Source organism: Metabacillus niabensis, assembly GCF_020524345.1.
GTDB lineage: Bacteria > Bacillota > Bacilli > Bacillales > Bacillaceae > Metabacillus > Metabacillus niabensis_B.
In genome coordinates this window covers 1-20272 of sequence record NZ_JAIVLH010000003.1, presented here as the reverse complement: position 1 = coordinate 20272, position 20272 = coordinate 1, and the positions used below count along the sequence as shown (strand labels likewise).

Here is a 20272-nt window from a genome sequence, read left to right as displayed (position 1 = left end):
AGAATAAGTCTTGTAGAAAGATTATTTCGGAGATATCATTGAAATCGATTTCATTCAATAGGTTGATTATGTGAACTTGCTACTACTTTTCATGATCTTTACTAATTTGCCAGTTAAAGAAAATGAAAACGATTAAAGTAGTGTAATGATAGATTGTTAAAAAGGGAGGAGTATTGATTATGTCAAACACAGTAACAGTTCAAAATTTAAGAAACTATATTGGTGGTAAATGGATAGAATCTAATTCCGGAAAAACAGAAGTTGTTCCAAATCCGGCAACTGGTGAAACATTAGCAAATGTACCCCTTTCTAGTCGTGAGGACTTGGACCATGCGGTTGAAGTAGCGGCAGAAGCGTTTAAAACTTGGAGCACAACGGCAGTACCTCGCAGAGCAAGAGTGCTTTTTAAATACCAACAATTACTTGTAGAGAATTGGGATGAATTAGCCCGCTTAGTAACCTTGGAAAATGGTAAAAGCTATAACGAAGCATACGGTGAAGTGCAACGTGGGATTGAATGTGTTGAGTTTGCTGCAGGTGCTCCTACTTTAATGATGGGAAAACAGCTTCCTGATATTGCAACAAATGTTGAATCAGGAATGTACCGCTATCCAATCGGTGTGATCGGGGGAATTTCACCATTTAACTTTCCTATGATGGTACCTTGTTGGATGTTCCCATTAGCAATTGCTTGTGGAAATACTTTCATATTAAAGCCTTCCGAGCGTACACCATTACTTGCAAATCGCCTTGCTGAATTATTTACAGAAGCCGGTTTACCAGATGGCGTTTTAAACATTGTTCACGGTGCACATGATGTTGTAAATGGTTTGTTGGAACACCCTCAAGTGAAGGGGATTTCATTTGTTGGTTCTCAACCAGTTGCAGAATATGTTTATAAAACTGCTTCAAATCATGGCAAACGTGTTCAAGCTCTTGCTGGTGCAAAAAATCACTCAATCGTTATGCCAGATGCAGATTTAGATGGTGCTGTTAACCAAATCATGAACGCTGCATATGGATCAGCTGGAGAAAGATGTATGGCTGCTGCAGTTGTCGTTGCAGTTGGAGAAGTTGCAGATCCATTTATGGAAAAATTACTGGAAGCAGTAAATAATATTACAATCGGAAATGGATTAGATGAAGGAGTTTTCCTTGGACCGGTTATCCGTGATTCACATAAAGAAAGAACAGAGAGATACATTGAACTTGGAGAAAAAGAAGGAGCTACTTTAGTACGTGATGGACGCAAAGATGCTCAAGCTTCTGGAGAGGGTTACTTTGTAGGACCTACCATTTTTGACCATGTTAATACTGAAATGACCATTTGGAAGGAAGAAATCTTTGCTCCTGTATTATCAGTCGTTCGTGTAAACACATTAGATGAAGCAATTGCTTTAACGAATAAATCTGATTTTGCAAATGGCGCATGTATTTACACAACGAACGGCAGTCATGTACGACAATTCCGTGAAACAATAGATGCAGGTATGCTAGGTGTTAACTTAGGTGTTCCTGCACCGATGGCGTTCTTTCCATTCTCTGGTTGGAAGAAATCATTCTACGGAGATCTGCATGCAAATGGAACAGACGGTGTAGAATTCTATACTCGTAAAAAGATGGTAACAGCTCGCTGGTAATGTAAAAGGTTAGATGGAACAATCCTACGAATTACACTATTCGATTTCGTTGATTGTTCCTCTAAATCCAAAACTTCCACTAAATAAGAGAAGATAAATGTTAAATAAAAACAACATAAAAAGGAGATGTTTCCATTGCGATTGGCTTATGATCCATCACATTATCGTGATAATACAAATTTAAAAGATACAATTGATGCCGTTGCCAGATTAGGATATGAATATGTAGAGTTATCACCGCGCAAAGATTTTATTTGGTTTTATGAATATCCTAAGGTTGATAGACAGTTGATTAAAGATTTAAAAAGATATTGTTTAGATGCGGGTGTTAAAATCTCTTCTGTCCTTCCTGTACAACAATGGTCTTCACCGAATGAGGAAGAACGTCAAGCTGCAGTGAGGAATTGGAAGCGCTGTATTGAGATCACTTCTGATTTAGGAGTAGATTTAATGAACAGTGAATTTGCCGGAGACAAAAGCCGGCCGGTGGAAAGTGAAGGAGCTTTTGTTAAATCAATGGAAGAGCTCATGCCGCTTTTTGAAAAAGAAGGAATTAACCTTAATTTACAATCCCATCCTAATGATTTTATTGAGTTAAATACAGAGGCTATTCGAATGATTCGTGCATTTGATAAAGAGTGGATGAAGTTAGTCTATTCTGTTGCACATGCTTTCTTTTATGATGATGGTATCGGCGATGTAGAGAAACATTTGGAAGAAGCGGGTAGTTTGCTTGCTCACGTCCTAATTGCCGACACTCTGAATCATAAAGCAGCATTCGGACTGCGTTATATTGTAAATCCTCCAAATGCGAACGTAACGATTCATCAACACTTGAACCCTGGTGAAGGAGAAATAAACTTTGAAGCACTTTATCGAAAATTAAGAGAAATGAAGTTTGATGGAATTGTAACAAATTCAGTATTTGCTTATCCGGATAAACCGGAATGGTCCAATGAAGTAACATTGAAGTCTATAAGAGAAGGATTAAATATTAAAGAGGGATTAAATATTTAATACGTGAAAAACGTAGCAAAATAGTTATTATATATGGTGAAAAAACTTCAATTCCTTATTAATAAAGGGATTGAAGTTTTTTATATAGTAAGTTTCGAACCTTTCCGGTCTAAATGCACAAAGGGGTTTAAGTTTGATTGAATTTTACAAATACTTAATTTCTAATTTCCAACTAAAGTTTATTATGTTATGATACTTTTTGAGTTTGAAAGACTTTGATATTAAAATTAAGGAATTATTTAGTTTATCTTTATGTGTAAGCGTTTACAAAATAGTTTGAATATTTCAGATTACAAGAAACCATCGACAACGAAATGAATAAAATGTGTATTAAAGTATTATGCCATAATGGTTAAGTTTAAATAAACAACTAAGTAAAAAGAAGTTGCTAATATAAAAGGTGGAATATAAATGAAGTATAGATCTGCATTTGATATTATTGGTCCCATTATGATCGGCCCCTCCAGTTCTCATACAGCTGGTGCAGCTAGAATTGGCAGAGTGGCACGGACATTGTTCGGAAGAGAGCCGAAAAAGGCAGTTATATCTTTATATGGCTCATTTGCCAAAACATATAAAGGTCACGGAACAGATGTTGCTATTGTTGGTGGTCTACTTGATTTTGATACTTTTGATGAACGAATTCCACAAGCTTTACAAATAGCTCAAAAAGCGGGGATTGAAATAGAATTTATTGTTGAAAATCTCGTAACTAATCATCCAAACACAGTCAGAATTAACCTGTATGACGATAATAATCATCAAATGGAAATCGTTGGTGTTTCAATTGGTGGAGGGTCCATTGAAATTACGGAATTAAATTCATTTCAACTAAAATTGTCAGGAGAATGTCCTGCCGTTTTAGTTGTGCACCAAGATAAGTTTGGAGCTATTTCCAGTGTTGCAAACATTCTGGCGAAATATGAATTGAATATTGGACATATGGAAGTGTCACGGAAAGAAAAAGGTAATATGGCGATGATGGTGATCGAAGTAGATCAAAAAATCGAGGATGAGGTATTAAAAGAAATAGAAAAATTGCCAAACATTATTCAAACGATACGAATGGTAGAATAGATTGGGTTAAGGAGGTTTATTAATGATTAGGAACGTAGCCGAACTTGTAGAGTTGGCAGAAAGCAAACAAGTGAAAACAGCAGAAATCATGATCCAGCAGGAAATTAAGGTTTCGGGTCTTACAAGAGAAGAAATTATAGAAAAAATGGACAAAAACTTAACGGTCATGGAACAAGCGATTGAACGGGGGCTTAAAGGGGTACAATCTTTTTCAGGACTGACTGGCGGAGATGCGGTATTGTTGCAGAATTATATAAAAAGCGGAAAAACGCTAACAGGCAATCTATTGTTAGATGCAGTGAGTAAGGCAGTTGCGACAAACGAGGTAAATGCCGCAATGGGAACAATTTGTGCTACTCCAACAGCCGGTTCAGCTGGAGTTGTTCCAGGGACACTATTTGCAGTAAAAGAAAAATTAAACCCGACACGTATGGAAATGATCGAATTCTTATTTACAGCTGCAGCTTTTGGCTTTGTTGTCGCAAATAATGCCTCAATTTCAGGAGCTGCTGGCGGTTGTCAAGCAGAGGTTGGTTCTGCGAGCGGAATGGCAGCTGCAGCAATCGTGGAATTGGCAGGCGGTACACCAGCCCAAGCAGCTGAAGCGATGGCCATTACCTTAAAAAATATGCTTGGTTTAGTTTGTGACCCTGTTGCAGGTTTAGTTGAGGTGCCATGTGTGAAACGAAACGCGATGGGTGCTTCCAACGCACTGACAGCAGCAGATATGGCATTAGCAGGTATTAAGAGTAAAATCCCATGTGATGAAGTCATAAATGCGATGTATCTGATTGGCCAAAGAATGCCCCTAGCACATAAAGAAACAGCAGAAGGCGGTCTCGCTGCGACTCCTACAGGAAAAAGGTTAGCAAAAGAAATATTTGGTTAATAACGTCCTCAGGTTAAGTGATGTTGCAATCATAATCTATTAACATCTAAACGTTCTCTCCTTAAAATACATTTCAATGTGGAGAGAATTTTTTTGTGCTGGAAGTTGTTTCATAGGAGGCTTTGTATAGAAGGACAATAACTATTATGATATAACTAGAAAGTAGGTAGTTTCCTAACCTAATATAATGTCACTATCTGGTTTGAAAGGATTGAAATGATGGATCAACAAACACTGGGTAAAGAAAATAAAAATATGGGAAAACTGTTATGGCAACTAACCCGGCCACATACGTTAACAGCATCCTTTATACCTGTTTTAATAGGAACTGTATCAGCGATGTTTTATATGAAGGTTGATATTTTACTATTTATCGCTATGTTATGTGCATGTCTTTTTCTTCAAATTGCTACAAATTTATTCAATGAATATTATGATTTTAAACGAGGATTGGATACAGAAGATTCGGTAGGGATTGGCGGCGCGATTGTACGTCATGGTATGAAACCAAGAACTGTATTACAGCTTGCTTTGGCATTATATAGTTTAGCACTATTATTAGGGATCTATATTTGTGCAAGTAGCAGTTGGTGGTTGGCACTGGTTGGGATTATTGGTATGGCAATTGGATACCTTTATACAGGAGGACCATTTCCTATCGCGTATACACCATTTGGTGAACTATTTGCCGGTCTTTGTATGGGCTCTTTATTTGTATTAATTTCATTTTTTATTCAAACAAATACAATCAACTTGCAAATCATCTTTTTATCTATTCCTATTGCTATTCTTGTCGGAGCTATAAATCTATCTAATAATATACGAGATATTGAAGAAGATACGAAAGGTGGAAGGAAGACTTTAGCTATTTTAATGGGGCATAGAAAAGCGGTCTATTTTCTGGCATTATTATTTATTATTTCCTATATATGGATTGCTGGATTAGTAATAGTAGGTAATACAAGTCCTTGGCTTTTCCTTGTCTTATTAAGTGTACCAAAGCCGATTCAAGCAGTTAAAGGTTTCTTAGATAATGAGATTCCGATGAATACTGGTATAGCCATGAAAGCAACTGCGCAAACGAATACGATCTTTGGATTTCTTCTTTTTATTGGTCTGTTTATTAGTTATTATTTGTAAAAAAAAATATTTCTTTAAAATTTACAAACATCTTAATAATCAAGTTTCAAGTTTAAGCCAATTTGGGAGAAGGGAATTAATGCCTTCTATTCTAAGTTGGCTTTTGCTTTTCAGAGATACTCCTACTATTAGAAATAAGATGTAGTATTTTATATTAAGACTTAGTATAATTAGTATCAATAATATACTAAGGGTGAGTTAAAATAAAAAATGAACCACTATACCAACAAATAAAAAATAGAATTAAAGAGCAAATCCAATCTGGTAAGCTGCGAGTAGGTGACAGAGTATCATCTGAAAAGGAATTAACGGAAGAATATCATGTGAGCCAAATTACAACCAAAAATGCATTAGCAGGACTCGCGGAAGAGGGAATTGTTGAAAGAATAAAAGGGAAAGGGACGTTTGTTTGTGAAAGTAGTCTCACAAGCTCAACTAGTATAACGAAAAAATCAAAAGGACTAATAGGATTTATTCTTCCTAGTATGAAAACGAAGATTGAGCAAGAGTTTGTTAATTATATTGAAAAATATGTTTCGAAAAATGGCTATCATCTAATTATAAAAATCACGCGAGAATCTCAGTTTGAAGAAGCTGATGCAATTGAAATGTTCAGAAAGCTTGATGTAAAGGGAATGATCATTTTTCCTACAGAAAAGGAAACTTACAATGAAGCAGTACTCAGGCTATCACTGGATAAATTCCCTCTGGTCTTAATTGATAGATACATGGAGAATATATTGACTTATAGTGTAACCTCTGAAAATGAATCTGGGACCTATGAGGCGATCTCTTATTTTTTGGAAAAAGGTCATACAAACATTGGTCTTGTTTCACCAATTATTACGAATACAGTTACAGCTGAACGAGCTAAAGGCTTTGAAAATGCTTTTTTAAAGAAGGGAACGACTATCAATAAAAATCAATGGCTTACTTTAAACTTTAATGATATTTCAGCTGGTAAAACCCCTGCACTTATCAAAGAATTTCTTTTAAGTAAATCTGAAATAACAGCTGTATTTACGATGAATGCTGAACTAGCTTTATATACTCATGAAGCTATTAAATCAATTAAAAAAGAAGCATCCAGAGACATTGAATTGTTATCATTTGACCCGTCCGGAATATATGGGGTTTCCTTTATACAACAGAATATTGCTGAATGTAGTAATAAAACAGTGAACTTGCTTTTAGAGCAACTTGAGGGGCATTACAGTCCAAAAAGAATATACGTTGCTGTTGATCTGAAAATTGTAAATGATGAAGAAAGTATATGAAGGTTAACGAATACTTTTCGGTGATTAAACAATCAAGATTAAACCGTACATGTTGGAGCCATTTAGGCAAATATAATGTACGGTTTTTTGTGACTTCTCATTGATTCCTTTTTCTTGCTATCCCGTGCTCAATAACCACCCTGGATGCTCCATTTCACAAGTTTTTGGTACCTGTAAGGTATTGTTCACAATATAAGAATACTTTGGTTAGTTTATAAATTAAGTATATTTTATACTAAATTTAGTATGTGATATCTAGATTTATTATATTAACATCTTAATGAAAGCGCTTAAATTTACGTTTCTTATAAAAATGTCGTTTTAAGTGATCACAATTATCGGGAGAAAAGAATTGATTTGGTATATAAAAGTATATTTTATATTAAATTTAGTATATAAGTTATACTGATTCTGTAATAATATTTGTGTAAGCACTTTCAGTGTACTGAGTGTATAAACAAGATTTTGGTTAAAGGAGATTTATAGAATGATAAATAATAGCATTCCTAGAGAGGAATATCCTAGGCCTCAATTTGAACGAGCAGAATGGTTGAACTTAAATGGTGAATGGAACTTTAAATTTGATAAAGATAACAATGGTGAAAAAGAGAAGTGGTACAAGAAATTCAACGCTGATAAAAAAATCACTGTTCCATTTACATATGAAACAAAAGCCAGCGGAATTGAGGAGGAAGAATTTTGTCCACATATTTGGTATCAGAAGAAAATAACGATTCCTTCTGAATACGAGGGCAAGGAAATCGTCCTTCATTTTCAGGCAGCAGATTATAAGACAAAGCTATGGGTGAATGGGAGGTTTGTTGGTGAACGAAAAGGTGGGCAAATCGCTTTTTCTTTCAATATAACAGACTATTTAGAAGGAACAAATGAACTGGACATTGTCGTAAAAAACGAGGATAGCCAAAGCTGCTTTCAACCACGTGGAAAACAGAGATGGTTGGATCAGAGTTATGAATGCTGGTATGTTCAAACAACAGGCATTTGGCAAACAGTATGGCTTGAGTTCTTAAATGATACACATATTCATGCTGTAAAAATAACCCCTGATATAGATACTGAATCAGTTGAATTTGTCTATGAAGTAGGAGGTAACATGGATTCTTCCTATGTGTTGAAAACGTCTATTTCCTTTAAGGGTTTACCCATAAAGACATTTGATCAAGTAGTTAGCCGTCCAAACCTAACAATAAATACAAATATTGCAAGTGAGTTCCACCATTGGAGAGTTGTTCATTGGAGTCCACATTCTCCTAACTTATACGATGTTACATTTACTTTACTTAAAAATGGTGAAGTCATAGATCTTGTAAAATCGTATTTTGGGATGAGAAAGATATCAATAGAGAACGGAAATGTATTGCTTAATAATATTCCAATCTATCAAAAGCTCATTTTAGATCAGGGTTATTGGGAGGAATCCCATTTAACACCACCTTCCGAAGAAGCCATACTTGAGGATATTGATAAAACTTTCGCGATGGGCTTTAACGGAGTAAGAAAACATATGAAGGTGGAAGATCAACGATATCTTTATTGGGCGGATAAAAAGGGTCTCCTTGTTTGGTCTGAAATGGCTGCAACATACGAGTTTTCAGATGAGGCTGTTCAAAACTTTACTGAGGAATGGATGGAGGTTGTCAAGCAACACTATAATCACCCAAGTATTATTGTATGGACACCGTTTAATGAGTCATGGGGTGTGAAAAATATTTTTACAGACCGTAAGCAACAAAAGTTCACAGAGGGAATTTATCATCTCACAAAAGCAATCGACAGTATGAGACCGGTGATTGTTAACGATGGCTGGGAGCACACAGTATCAGACATCATTACATTACACGATTATGTGGAATATGGAGATGAATTTTTAAGCCGCTATGGAGATAAAGAAAAAGTAGTGAATAATGAAATAGCTTTCAATAAACATAAACATGCCATGGCACAAGGATATGAATATAAAGCCCAACCAATCATCATCAGTGAGTATGGCGGTATTGCCTTCAATTCAGAAAAAGGTTGGGGGTATGGAAATCAAGTTAAGAATGAAGAAGATTTCCTAAAACGCTATGAATCTATTACACAAGGAATTAAAGATACTCCATATATTAGCGGGTTTTGTTATACACAAATTACAGATGTTCAGCAAGAGATTAATGGACTTCTAAATGAAGATCGAACACCAAAAGTAGACTTAACCAAAATTAAAGAGATTAACAGTAAATAATTTTAACACAGATAAAGGAGAAGTTTATGACATTTCGACAAGAATATCCCCGCCCACAATTAGTAAGAGGAGACTGGCTTAATCTAAACGGTGAATGGGATTTTGAATTTGATGATCAGAATATTGGACTGGAAGAAAAATGGTTTAAAGAAAGTACGGAATACAAGCAAAAAATAAATGTACCATTTGCTTATCAAACAAAGCTAAGTGGAATTAATGATCCTTCTTTCCATGATTGGATATGGTATCGTCGTGAATTTACGATTCCCGATTCTATGAATGGAAAGCAAATGATCCTGCATTTTGGTGCTGTTGACTACCGAGCAATGGTTTTCGTTAATGGAAATTTGGTAGGTTCCCATGAGGGTGGCCACACCTCCTTTTCATTTGATATAACCAACTATTTACAGGATGGAAACCAAACACTTGTTGTAAGAGTTGAAGATCCTTCTATAGATGAAACCATTCCGAGAGGAAAGCAATATTGGATTCAAAAATCTGCTGCTATTTGGTACACACGGACTACCGGAATATGGCAGACAGTATGGATAGAAGCAGTGAATAAAACTCATATAAAAAAATTGAGATTCACTCCGGATATCGACAAAGGTGATATTACAATCGATTTTGAGTTGGCAGGTGATTATATAAATAAAAAGGTGGAAATCGATATCACCTTTAAAGATGAAGTGATTGCCAATGAAACCATCCAAATTTATGAAAGTTTTGTCAAAAGGTCGATTAATCTCTACAATCGAAAAATATTTCGAACTGGTTTTCATCATGTTGGGTGGAACTGGTCACCAGAAAATCCGAATTTATTCGATGTCAAAATACGTGTGAAAGAACAAGAACAAGTGCTGGATACTATTTCTTCTTACTTTGGAATGAGGAAAATCCATACTGAAAATGGCATGGTGTATCTAAATAATAGACCGTATTATCAAAAATTAGTACTTGATCAGGGGTATTGGCCGGAAGGTTTATTAACTGCACCAACTGATGAGGATTTAAAGAAAGATATAGAACTAACGAAAGAGATGGGTTTCAATGGCTGCAGGAAGCACCAAAAGGTAGAGGATCCGCGATTTCTTTATTGGGCAGATCAATTAGGCTTTCTAGTTTGGGGAGAATGTGCTGCTTCCCCTTCCTTTAGCGAGGATGCTGTTGCGCGTTTAACAAATGAGTGGATTGAAATCATCGAACGAGATTACAACCATCCTTGTATCGTCACATGGGTACCTATTAATGAAAGCTGGGGAGTTCCTTCTATTTGTAATAATGACCAGCAAATACACCATTCGGCAGCGATGTATCATTTAATCCATTCACTTGATACAACAAGATTAGTCATTTCAAATGATGGGTGGGAATTAACAAAAACAGATATTTGTGCCATTCATAATTACAACCATGGACAAAAGGATGAAGTGGAAAAGCACAATGAGTTTCGGAATTCATTACGAACTACTGAAAACCTGCTTCTTTCAAGACCTGCAGGACGAGAGATCTATACAAAAGGTTATCATCACAGTGGGGAGCCAATTCTGTTAACTGAATTCGGTGGAATTGGATATAAAGTTGGTGATGATAGTGGCTGGGGTTATACGTCGGTTACAAATGAGGAAGATTTTCTGGCAGATTATGAACGAGTCATGAAAGCGGTGTATGAATCCAGTGCTCTGCATGGATATTGCTATACACAGTTAACAGATGTTGAACAGGAGATTAATGGCTTATTAACATATGATCGAAAACCAAAGTGTGATATACAACTGCTTAAAAAGATAAATGATATGTGGCATGTACCGATTGTAAGGTAACTAATCTATTCCAATCAAAAATGAATGATGTGAAAGATCCCTTGACTGAAATTGGTCTATTTTCAGTCAAGGGATTTAAATAAAGTAAAACAAAACTTAGGGGGGAAATATATGAAGAAAAAAGCGGTATTAATGTTCATGATACTTTTTGTGTTAGCCATGGCTTTATCAGGTTGTAGTAGTTCATCCAGTAGTTCAGGATCATCTAAAAATGAGATTCTATTTTGGAATCCGTTTACAGGTCCAGATGGTGAAAATATGAAACAAATCGTGGATGAGTATAATAAGACCAATCCGGAATTCAAGGTTAAAAACCTATCTATTACTGAAGGAGATATGTATACGAAAATCCCAACCGTAGTAAATTCCGGAAAAGGTATCCCTGATTTAACCATTGTCCATGCAGAGAGAATTAAACAATTTGTTGATAATGATATGTTAACACCATACGATGATTTATTGGTTGATTATCCTGAAATTAAAGCAGAAAACTATGTTCCCGCAGGATGGAATATTGGAGATATTAATGGCAGCAGATATAGTGTTCCATTAGATGTTCACAGCTTTGTTATGTATTACAATAAAGAATTACTTGAAAAATATGCACCAAATGCACTTGATGATAACGTTATTACATTTGATGAAATCCGAGAGGCTGGAGAACTATCTAAAAAAGACGGTATTACTGGTTTCGGCTTAACTTGGACCCGACCGATCTTCTTATCTATTTACAATCAACTAGGTGGAGATATTACTAGTGATGGAGAAACACCAACTCTTAATACGCCGGAAGCGAAAGAAGCGTTGGAATTAATTAAGGGGTTAGTTGATGACAAAATTGCCAACAAAGATGGAGAAGATCCAGGTCAATTGTTTCAATCCGGTAAAGCAATCTTCTATCCTGAAGGTATTTGGATGCAAAACGGCTTAAATGAAGCGAAAAATTTAAATTGGGGCTTAACAAATTTCCCGCAAATTTCACCAGATAATATTGTAAACTGGACGTCTTCTCATCAATTCGTCATGTTTAAAGACGAAAATCGGTCTGAAGAGAAAACAAAAGGAATGATGGATTTCCTTGACTATGTCAGACAACATTCACTTCCGTGGGCAAAGGCAGGACAAAACCCTGCGGCATTAGAAACACTAGAAGATTCTGAATACAAAGAAATGCCGCAATCATTTTTAGTAGAAGATCCTGAATTACAAAAAACATTAAAAATCTTTGATTATAAATATAATGGCTTTGTAGTTGAAGAGATTGATAAATTAGTTGGAGATGCTGCGTTTGGAAAATTAGATATTGATGAAGGATTGGAAAAAGCACAAAAAGCCATTGAAGATAAAATAGCAACAAACAAATAAGCGTTGCTAAAATTATTGAGAATGATTCAACCAAAGGGTTTGTCCCTTTGGTTGAGTTGTCCTCTCTCTATTCGATAACGAAAGAATAGGAGCTTAAAATGATGATAAATACTGGAGAGAATAAGGAAGTAAATATGTCCTCGTTACTGGTAGGAAAATCAAATAAAAAAAGGTTGAATCTATCACCTTATCTATATATTGGACCGCATCTCATTCTTTTTGCCGTATTTTTTCTATTTCCCACCTTATATGGTGTTTATATTTCTTTTACCAATTGGGATCTAATTGGTGATCCTGAATTTGTAGGACTGGCAAACTATACAGAAATACTACTTAATAAGGATTCTACTTTCTATGAACAACTCCGTGTTGGTTTGGGAAATACATTTAAATTTGTAATATTTACAGTCCCATTTTGTGTTATAGTTCCATTGTTTTTAGCTGCTGGACTAAATACGAAACCAAAAGGAATGAAGTTTTTCCAAGCACTCTTTTATATGCCATCTTTATTTTCTGTATCTGCTGTCATGATCATATTTGCTATGCTATTTAGTGTTTCATTTGGACCAATCAACCATTTTTTGAATGTTGATACAAACTGGTTATCTACCCAGCCGTACGCCTGGGTTACATTGGTTATCGTAACTGTTTGGTGGACAATTGGAGCAAATATGATTATCTATCAAGCTGCTCTTAATGGAATTTCAAAAGATTTATATGAAGCCGCATCAATAGATGGCGCAAATAATATTCAAAAATTCTTTAAAATTACACTTCCTAGCATAAGAGCTCAAATACTTTATACAGTCGTTATTACGACAATCGCACAATTTAATGTTTACGGGCAGCCGCTCATGTTAACAAAAGGTGGACCAACAAGCTCGACGACAGTTCTATTAATGTACATTCAAGAGAATGCATTCGGTTCTGGAATTTCCATTGCCGGAATTGGGGCAGCAATGGCTGTCATTTTAGGATTATGTATTATGGTTGTATCAACAATCCAATTCTTCTTTTTAAGACAACGTGATTAGGAGGTGCTTTCCTTGAAGAAAATATCAGTATCGAAAATGATTTCATTCATCTTTTTATTATTCATGGCGTTTATATGGCTTGTTCCATTACTTTACACATTTTTAACTACATTCAAAAATGAATCGGATATTCAATCAAATCCATTTACCATCCTGCCAATAAATTGGGTGATTGGTAACTATCAGGATGTTCTGTTTGAAAACACAAGTGCCCCTGTTGCTAAGTGGTTTATGAACTCGCTGATTATATCGGTATCTCAAACAGTATTAGTACTAGTGATTGTTTCATTAGCCGGTTATGGTTATTCAAGGATGAAATTTAAGGGAAGAGATGCCATCTTTGTTTTTTTAATGGCAACGATGATGTTCCCTGCTGTTGTAAACCTTATCCCACTATATAAAATCATTGATACATTAGGATGGGTTAATAGCTATTTTGCAGCCATTGTTCCAGGGGCTGCCGGAGTATTTAATATCTTTTTAGTGAGACAATTTATGCAGGGAATTCCTAAGGACTTTGATGAGTCTGCCAGAGTGGACGGTGCTTCTGAATTTCAAATTTTCACTAAGTTAATATTACCGTTAATAAGACCGGTTTTAACGGTTGTTGCGTTGTTTACTTTTACAGGTTCATGGAATGACTTCTTATGGCCGTCGATCGTGTTTAATGATATAGAAAAAATGCCAATTACACCAGGGCTGCAATTACTTCAGGGGATGTATGCACTTGATATAGCTCATGCTTTAACAGGTGCGCTAATTGCGATCGTTCCAACATTTATTCTATATTTATTCACACAAAAATATTTTATGGAATCGCTTTCCTTGTCATCAGGTGTTAAAGGGTAGAAACAAAAGGAGGTTTCACATTGAATAGAAAACTCGAGAGAAGATTAATCATTATCGGATCCATTTGGCAAATGACTACAGGACTCTTAACCATTTTTGTCTATGCTTCATTTATCAAAAATGAAGGGCTGAACTCTTCTTTTGATACCTTCGCAAAGCTGGAAGCAGTACAATCGATATTTGGAAGTTTATATATCTTTTCGGTCTCGTTTGGGATGTTATTTGTTTTATTAGGGGTGATAAACTTCTTTTTAGCTAGGAGATTAAAGGACGATAAAGCAGAAACAAAAAAGCCGGTATGGTTTATTGTCATAGGTTTAGCCTCTTATTTTGTCATGGACATTTTAGCATCACTCATGTTTTTATCTGGAGGAATCTTAGCTTTTGCTAAAAACAAATCAATAGTAAAGATGGAGAAGTATCATTTGCAAAATCAATAAGATAAAACCAAAGGAAAGACCAACTTCTTTTCCTTTGGTTTTTCCTTTGGAATTTATTGAGTAATAGAGTATTAGCTAGTAGTCTTTGTACTTTTAAAAAATCTAATAATAGGAGGAGATTTTCCTGAAAAAGATGATGACAATGGCAATTTTGGTTAGTTTTATACTGTCTCTCCCGCTAGCAACCTTTGCTTTCAGTAACCCTTTTACGTTACCGAATTCTTGGGAATGGGATACAGGAGTGTTTTATGGAGAAGGAGATCCTTATATTTTAAAACATAACGGTATTTATTATCTTTATGTCAGTACGGTTGATGATAAGAGTGGAGTAAAAGTCTGGAAGTCAGAAGATTTGGTGAATTGGGAGTACGGTGGATTAGTGACGGAGGAACCCACAACAAAGGCTGCCTATGCACCTGAGGTTGTCTATTGGAATGGTAGTTTTTATATGTACACATCACCTGGAGGTAATGGACATTATGTATATAAAAGTTCAAATCCTTTAGGGCCTTTCAAAAAGCAAACAGAAAACCTCGGTATGGGAATTGATGGACATGTGTTTATAGACGATGATGGGAAATGGTATTTCTATAGTACCGGTGACCAAAGAATTGATGCACGGCCAATGTCTGATCCATATACATTTGGAGAAGTTTCACACACTGGTGCAGAAATGAATGGTTGGACAGAGGGACCAACGATTATAAAAAGAAATAACAAATATTACATGACGTACACAGGAAATCACGTTTGGAATAAAGCTTACCGTGTTGATTATGCATCGAGCGACTCCCCGATAGCTGATTTCGCACCTAAGTTGGAACAAAACCCGATCTTACTAAATGCAGAAGGAGTAAATGCAGGTGTAGGACATAATTCTGTTGTTCGCGGACCAGATCTTGATTCCGATTATATGGTTTATCATAGTCATGCAAATCCAGGTCGCTATATGAACCTCGACCGAATTGCTTGGAATGGAGATAAAATGCTTGTTCTTGGTCCAACTACAACCGAACAGCCTAACCCGGATTTACCTGATTTTAGTGAGCGGTTCACTCAATCCTCACATAGTAAGAACTGGGAAAATGTAAATGGAGGAAGCTGGAATGTTAACTCAGGTATGTCCGGGTGGCTTCAGCAAACAAAAACGGGTAGTGCGAAAGTGTTTAAACAACTGACAAAGGCTGGGACATCCTCAGACTACACCGCAGAATTTAATATGAAAATAATTGAACAAGGATCCAGTAGTGATCCACGTTTTGGTGCTGTTTTCTCCTATAAGGATGAAAAAAACTATGGATTAGCAGTATTAAATCCTAATAAAAATCAATTAGAAACGTTCTTCATCGTAAACGGTGTTGAACAAAAATGGGAAGCAACAGATTTACCTAATGGTTACGATTATACTAAACTTCATCAAATACGAATCGAAAAAGCTGCATCAACCTTTAAGATCTTTGTAGATGGTATGCAAAAGCAAACCCGACACATAAAAAAACTGGATGGTGGAAAGATTGGATACATGACGAATGATGTTCATGCTGCTTTCGGGTTTACTGCCTTTAGTAATAAGGTAAACGGAAGCTCTGTATTTGATGCATATAAACCTGTACCAGGGAGCATAGAAGCGGTGCACTATAATTCAGGAGGAGAAGGAAAAGGCTACCATGACACAACGACTGAGAATACTAGTGATAAATATAGAAAAGATACGGTAGATTTTAAAGGGAATTCCGATGGTGGATATTATGTAAGTTTGAATAAAAAAGGAGAATGGTTGAATTATAACGTAACTATTGCAGAAGAGGGTTCTTATAATCTGGATTTAAGAATCACTGACTCAAGTAAAGATGCACAAATAAAAGTAGTATTAGACAATTCGACGGAATTGACTCCAAGCATCAATATCCCTCAAACAGATAAGTGGAAAACTCTTTCGATTGAGGAGATAAAATTACCAAAAGGAAAACATACATTAAAAGTCATTGCAGAAAATGGAAGCTTTGATCTATCGACACTTGATTTTCATGAAAGTAAGGAAGTTACGAAAATATCGTCAAACTTCAATGATGGAACAAGCGAGGGCTGGGAGGAAATAGAAGGGTTTTGGACAGTAAATACAAATAAACTAAGCGTATTTGATGCGTACAAACCAATACCGGGGTCAATAGGTGCTGCTTATTATATTACTGGCGGTGAAGGAATCGCTTATCACGAAACAACAGCGGAAAATATCGGCGGGGTATTAAGAGGAGATTCTGTAGATATACGTGATAACCCAAAAGGAGGTACTGCAGTAGGATGGAATCAAACTGGTGAATGGTTTAAATACAATGTATCCATTAAAGAATCGGGTTTATATAATCTTCAATTAAATGCGGCAACAACATTTCAATCAGCAAAAGTGAGAATTTGGCTTGATGATGAGATAGATTTAACTGGTGTGTTGGATGTTCCTAACACCGGGGATTGGAATAATTGGCAGCCTGTCATAAAAGAAGGCGTCACATTACCTGAGGGAGAGCACACGTTAAAGGTTGAGATCGTAGAAGGAGAATTTGATTTCACGAGCATTGACTTTACATCATTTGATATCCATAAGCAAATCCCTGGTATTATTGAGGCGGAAGATTACAATCTTGGCGGCGAAGGTGTTGGATATCATGATAATACCTTAGAGAATAGTGGAGAACAATATCGGAAGGATTCTGTCGATATACGATCAAATCCGGAAGGTGGTTATGCTGTTACCTCCAACCAAACAGGAGAATGGCTAGCCTATAATATCGATATTGAAGAAGAAGGAAGTTATGGATTAGATATTATTGCCGCCTCTACTAAATCTGGAGGGAAAGTAAGGCTTCTGTTAGATGATGACATTGATCTAACAGGAGAAATCGATATACCTAATACAGGGGATTTAAATAGGTGGGAAAACATTTCACTACAGGATCTTTCTTTACCAGCTGGAAAGCATACGTTAAAGCTTGAAGTCTTAAATGGAGAATTTGATATTTCCAGACTACTATTTCATAGATTTGATCATCAAAAGGAGCTTCCGGGAAAAATAATGGCAGCGGATTATATGACTGGTGGTGAAGGAGTTGGATATCACGACAATTCTCCTGATAATATTGGGGGGAAATATAGGAGAGATGCAGTCGATATCCGTATTAATCCGGAAGGTGGATATAATGTAGGCTGGAACCAGGCTGGAGAATGGCTAAAATATAATGTCGACATAAGCAAAGCGGATGATTATGAACTGGCTATTAGAGTGGCAACTGATATAGAAGGAAGTCAAATAAGGCTTTGGCTAGATGATACTGTTGATTTAACAGGTGTTATAAGTATTCCAAAAACTGGAGGATGGGATAACTGGGAAAGTATTATTAAAGAAAATGTTTCATTACCGGCTGGAAAGCATACCATCAAGGTGGAAATGGTAAAAGGGGAATTTGACTTTAGAAGCATCCAATTCTCAGTTGGTGACGGTCAAGAACCACTAGCTATTGAAGGTGAGTATAGCACATCACCAGGTACCTTTGCGAAATCTGTCATAGGAGACAGTAGGTGGAAGGATTATACAGTCGAAGCGGATCTTAATATCCGAGCTGGAACAGGAGACGGTGGTTTACTTTTCAGAGTGAATAATCCGGCAAACGGTATTGAACTTGGGCAAAATAATCCTGATTTTATGCAAGGTTATATAGCTTATATAAATAAAGCTGGAATTCATTTAGGGAAGTTTAATTATAACTGGGAATACTTAAAAGGTGCTGAACTAAATGAGCCATTGAATACATGGCATCATGTGAAAGTTGTCGCTAAAGGCACAAATATAAAGATTTATGTTGGAGATATGAATGTGCCCAAAATAGATTATACAGACAACAGCAGCACGGCGTTTACGCAAGGAAAAGTAGGACTGCGATCAAATTATAATCAGACAACGTTTGATAATTTTGTGGTAAAACCACTAGAAGCGACCCATTCATCCCTTAAAAATGATCTGGATAGAATGAAAGAATCTGGTGAGATTGTTCATAGTGCATATAAAAAAATTATAAATAAATTAGACCAATCAAAGCATCATTTAGACAAAGGGAAAATTGCTAAATCAATCAAGCATCTAAATGATTTTAGAGATTCTCTAGAAAAAGAAAAGAAACTATCTGAAGCTATCAAACAAGAACTTGAGGGAGATGCTCTAAGACTTATAAGAAAAATAGAAGAAAAATAAGTGGAAATGGGTAGGTACAAGAAAATAAAGATACCTACCCGTTTATTTTGGATATGTCATGAACGATGAATGGAGGATATACGTTGGAAAAAAATAAACAAAATCAAAGTCAAGTAGAAGTAGGAGAAATGTTTATGAACCCTCTACTTGAGAGTGGGCCTGATCCATATATATGTAAACATTTTGATGGGAACTACTATTTTACAGCTACGACTCGTACTCATATAGCCCTTTGGAAGAGTACAACGATTACAGGGATATCAACTGCTGAAAAGAAGATCATTTGGGTGCCTCCTGCAGAAGGGCCATACAGTAAAAATATTTGGGCGCCGGAAATCCACTTTATACATAATAAATGGTTTATCTATTTTACTGCTAATGACGGGCAAGGAGATGACACACGACGAATTTATGTGTTAGAAAATTCCTCTGAAAACCCGCTAGAGGGGGAATGGAGTTTTAAAGGTGCTGTGAATACGGAACTTCCAGGGCTGGATGGAACAGTCCTTCAGCATCATAATCAACTTTATTTCCTTTATGCAGGTTATGGATATTTTCCTGATTATGGATCAGCCTTATATATTGCAAAAATGAAAAATCCCTGGACATTAGTAGGTGAAAATATTCTACTATCTGTACCAACAGCTGAGTGGGAGAAACAAGGTGGAATGGCAATTAATGAAGGGCCAATCTTTTTGAAAAGGAATGGGAGGCTATTTTTAATCTTTTCAGCAAGCGCTACATGGTCGGATGATTATTGTTTAGGAATGTTATCTGCTAATGAATCAGATGATGTAATGGACCCAACTTCTTGGGGTAAGTATCCTCAACCTGTTTTTTCAAAGAATATAAAAAATCGGGTGTTTTCACCGGGACATAATAGCTTTACTCAATCTCCGGATGGAACTGAGGATTGGATTCTGTATCACGCATTTTCTTTTTCAGAGGCTGAAGGAGACCATAGGAATGGGAAGCTTCGTAATCCAAGGATCCAAAAATTTCACTGGAATCAAGATGGGACGCCAAATTTGGGGATACCTTTAGCTGCATATACTCCTATCACCAAACCTTCAGGAGAATAAGTATTGATAAATATCATAAACCCCCCTCTATTTGAACTGCACCCCAAAAGTTAGAGTAAAGAATCTAACTTTTGGGGTGTTTTATTAATGTCTAGATATGATGAAAAATTTAAGCTTATGGTAGTGAAAGAATATCAAGAAGGACAACTTG

14 protein-coding genes are annotated in these 20272 nt (G+C 36.1%); all 14 read left to right on the top strand.

Annotated elements, in window-relative coordinates; genetic code table 11:
* Positions 1-179: 179 nt before the first annotated feature.
* The 14 genes from LC095_RS05110 to LC095_RS05045 all read left to right on the top strand — a co-directional run bounded on the left by LC095_RS05110 (position 180) and on the right by LC095_RS05045 (position 20121).
* Positions 180-1640, top strand: a complete 1461-nt coding sequence (locus LC095_RS05110; RefSeq protein ID WP_226527141.1) for a CoA-acylating methylmalonate-semialdehyde dehydrogenase — start codon at positions 180-182, stop codon at positions 1638-1640.
* Between the two features lie 135 nt (positions 1641-1775).
* Entirely contained in the window at positions 1776-2657 is an 882-nt protein-coding gene (locus tag LC095_RS05105; protein WP_226527140.1) for a sugar phosphate isomerase/epimerase family protein, read from the top strand.
* A gap of 411 nt (positions 2658-3068) precedes the next feature.
* Positions 3069-3734 carry an L-serine ammonia-lyase, iron-sulfur-dependent subunit beta gene (sdaAB, locus tag LC095_RS05100; RefSeq protein WP_226527139.1) on the top strand — a complete coding sequence of 222 codons (666 nt, stop codon included), beginning with the start codon at positions 3069-3071 and terminating at the stop codon, positions 3732-3734.
* Positions 3735-3756: 22 nt separating this feature from the next.
* Complete coding sequence (sdaAA, locus tag LC095_RS05095) at positions 3757-4623, top strand: L-serine ammonia-lyase, iron-sulfur-dependent, subunit alpha (RefSeq protein WP_226527138.1); 867 nt, start codon at positions 3757-3759, stop codon at positions 4621-4623.
* A gap of 219 nt (positions 4624-4842) precedes the next feature.
* Positions 4843-5763 (top strand): 1,4-dihydroxy-2-naphthoate polyprenyltransferase, encoded by a 921-nt coding sequence (locus LC095_RS05090; RefSeq protein ID WP_226527137.1) that lies wholly within the window; start codon positions 4843-4845, stop codon positions 5761-5763.
* A gap of 203 nt (positions 5764-5966) precedes the next feature.
* The gene (locus tag LC095_RS05085) at positions 5967-7040 is read left to right on the top strand and encodes a GntR family transcriptional regulator (protein WP_226527342.1); all 1074 of its coding nucleotides are present in this window, start codon (positions 5967-5969) and stop codon (positions 7038-7040) included.
* Between the two features lie 487 nt (positions 7041-7527).
* Entirely contained in the window at positions 7528-9285 is a 1758-nt protein-coding gene (locus LC095_RS05080) for a glycoside hydrolase family 2 protein (RefSeq protein WP_226527136.1), read from the top strand.
* A gap of 26 nt (positions 9286-9311) precedes the next feature.
* Positions 9312-11108: a glycoside hydrolase family 2 protein gene (locus tag LC095_RS05075; protein ID WP_226527135.1), complete on the top strand. Its 1797-nt coding sequence runs from the start codon at positions 9312-9314 to the stop codon at positions 11106-11108.
* Positions 11109-11219: 111 nt separating this feature from the next.
* Positions 11220-12473, top strand: coding sequence for an ABC transporter substrate-binding protein (locus LC095_RS05070; RefSeq protein WP_226527134.1), 1254 nt, complete (start codon positions 11220-11222; stop codon positions 12471-12473).
* Positions 12474-12574: 101 nt separating this feature from the next.
* Complete coding sequence (locus LC095_RS05065; protein WP_226527133.1) at positions 12575-13507, top strand: carbohydrate ABC transporter permease; 933 nt, start codon at positions 12575-12577, stop codon at positions 13505-13507.
* 3 nt (positions 13508-13510) lie between these two features.
* Positions 13511-14356 carry a carbohydrate ABC transporter permease gene (locus LC095_RS05060; protein WP_413467455.1) on the top strand — a complete coding sequence of 282 codons (846 nt, stop codon included), beginning with the start codon at positions 13511-13513 and terminating at the stop codon, positions 14354-14356.
* Between the two features lie 20 nt (positions 14357-14376).
* Entirely contained in the window at positions 14377-14796 is a 420-nt protein-coding gene (locus LC095_RS05055) for a hypothetical protein (protein ID WP_226527132.1), read from the top strand.
* Between the two features lie 136 nt (positions 14797-14932).
* Positions 14933-19039, top strand: coding sequence for a carbohydrate-binding protein (locus LC095_RS05050; RefSeq protein WP_226527131.1), 4107 nt, complete (start codon positions 14933-14935; stop codon positions 19037-19039).
* A 128-nt stretch (positions 19040-19167) separates the two neighbouring features.
* Positions 19168-20121 (top strand): family 43 glycosylhydrolase, encoded by a 954-nt coding sequence (locus LC095_RS05045; RefSeq protein WP_226527340.1) that lies wholly within the window; start codon positions 19168-19170, stop codon positions 20119-20121.
* Positions 20122-20272: the final 151 nt, after the last annotated feature.